Annotated in this window: 2 protein-coding genes; one reads left to right on the top strand and one right to left on the bottom strand. The window is 70.3% G+C overall.

What is annotated here, in order from left to right:
* Positions 1–583: MFS transporter (locus GUY60_RS37240; RefSeq protein WP_161705929.1), on the bottom strand; the 583-nt coding region annotated here is incomplete at its 3' end.
* 88 nt (positions 584–671) lie between these two features.
* Here GUY60_RS37240 and dusB point away from each other — a divergent pair.
* Positions 672–1,835: a tRNA dihydrouridine synthase DusB gene (dusB, locus tag GUY60_RS37245; RefSeq protein ID WP_161705930.1), complete on the top strand. Its 1,164-nt coding sequence runs from the start codon at positions 672–674 to the stop codon at positions 1,833–1,835.
* Positions 1,836–1,974 lie beyond the last annotated feature (139 nt).

The following is a 1,974-nucleotide window of genomic DNA, read 5'->3' on the forward strand; positions in this document are numbered from 1 at the left end:
GCTTCGGGGCGCGGGACTCCGGCACGTACCGGATGGTCAGGAGGAGGGCGGCCAGGCCGACGGGCAGGTTGATCCAGAAGATCGAGCGCCAGCCCACCGAGTCCACGAGCAGCCCGCCGACCAGCGGCCCGGCGGCCATGGATATACCGACGACGGCGCCCCAGACCCCGATGGCACGCGCGCGTGCACGAGGCTCGGTGAAGGTGTTGGTGATGATCGACATCGCCACCGGGTTGAGCATCGAACCGCCCACGGCCTGCAGCATCCGGAAGGCGACGAGGGACTCCAGGTTCGGCGCGAGCGAGCAGAGCACCGAGCCGAGCGTGAACAGCACGAGCCCGGTCTTGAACACCTTGCGGCGCCCGATCCGGTCGGCGGTGGAACCCGCGAGCATCAGGAGCGAGGCGAGGACCAGGGTGTACGCGTCGATGGTCCACTGCATGCCCGCGACATCGGCGCCCAGGTCCTCGCGCATGGACGGCAGGGCGACGTTCAGGACGGTGTTGTCGAGGCTGACGATCAGCAGACTCATGCAGCAGATCGCCAGGACGAGGAGCCGTCGGCGGTGACTCAGCTCGGGCATGATGTCCATGGTACGACCACTAGTACGGCTAACTAACAACAATCCACAGGCGGACCGGGCCCCGGCGGCGGTACGCGACAATGGGGGAATGACCACGCTCGCCCAGGGCACGCAAGCGCAGCCCGCCACCGCTCTCGCCGTCGGACCGCACACCGTGCAGCCGCCCGTGGTGCTCGCCCCCATGGCGGGCATCACCAACGCGCCGTTCCGCACCCTCTGCCGTGAATTCAGCGGCGGCAAGGGCCTGTTCGTCAGCGAGATGATCACGACGCGGGCGCTGGTCGAGCGCAACGAGAAGACGATGCAGCTGATCCACTTCGACGCGACGGAGAAGCCCCGCTCGATCCAGCTGTACGGCGTCGACCCCGCCACCGTCGGCAAGGCCGTCCGCATGATCGCGGAGGAGGACCTCGCCGACCACATCGACCTCAACTTCGGCTGCCCGGTGCCGAAGGTGACGCGGAAGGGCGGAGGCTCGGCCCTCCCTTACAAGCGCCCGCTGCTGCGCGCGATCCTGCGCGAGGCGGTCAGCGGCGCCGGTGACCTGCCGGTCACGATGAAGATGCGCAAGGGCATCGACGACGACCACATCACGTTCCTCGACGCGGGCCGGATCGCCGTCGAGGAGGGCGTCACCGCCATCGCCCTGCACGGCCGCACCGCCGCCCAGCATTACGGCGGCACGGCGGACTGGGACGCCATCGCCCGCCTCAAGGAACACGTCCCGGAGATCCCCGTCCTGGGCAACGGCGACATCTGGTCCGCCGACGACGCCCTGCGCATGGTCCGCGAGACCGGCTGCGACGGCGTGGTCGTGGGCCGCGGCTGCCTGGGCCGCCCGTGGCTTTTCGCCGACCTGGTCGCGGCGTTCGAGGGCCGCCCCGAGCGCGCCGAGCCCACGCTCCGAGTGGTTGCGGACGCGATGGTGCGGCACGCGACGCTGCTGGGTGAGTGGATCGGGGACGAGGCGCGCGGTGTCATCGACTTCCGTAAGCACGTGGCCTGGTACCTGAAGGGTTTCGCGGTCGGCTCCGAGATGCGGAAGCGGCTTGCGATCACGTCGTCGCTCGCCGAACTGCGCACCGGGCTCGACGAGTTGGACCTCGACCAGTCGTGGCCCACCGGCGCGGACGGCCCGCGCGGACGCACCTCCGGCAACAACCGCGTGGTCCTGCCGGACGGGTGGCTGAAGGATCCGTACGACTGTGCGGGGGTCAGTGCGGATGCGGAGTTGGATACGTCGGGGGGCTGAGCTGGTCCGCGCCGCTGAGCTTGTCCGTGGCTCGGTCCCCTGGGCGCCGCTGAGCTTGTCCGTGGCTCGGTCCCCTGGGCGCTGCGCCCCAGACCCCGCCCCATCGGCCTCCGGCCTCGTCCTCAAGCGCCGGACGGGC

Origin of the sequence: Streptomyces boluensis, assembly GCF_009908195.1 — a bacterium.
GTDB classification, from domain to species: domain Bacteria; phylum Actinomycetota; class Actinomycetes; order Streptomycetales; family Streptomycetaceae; genus Streptomyces; species Streptomyces boluensis.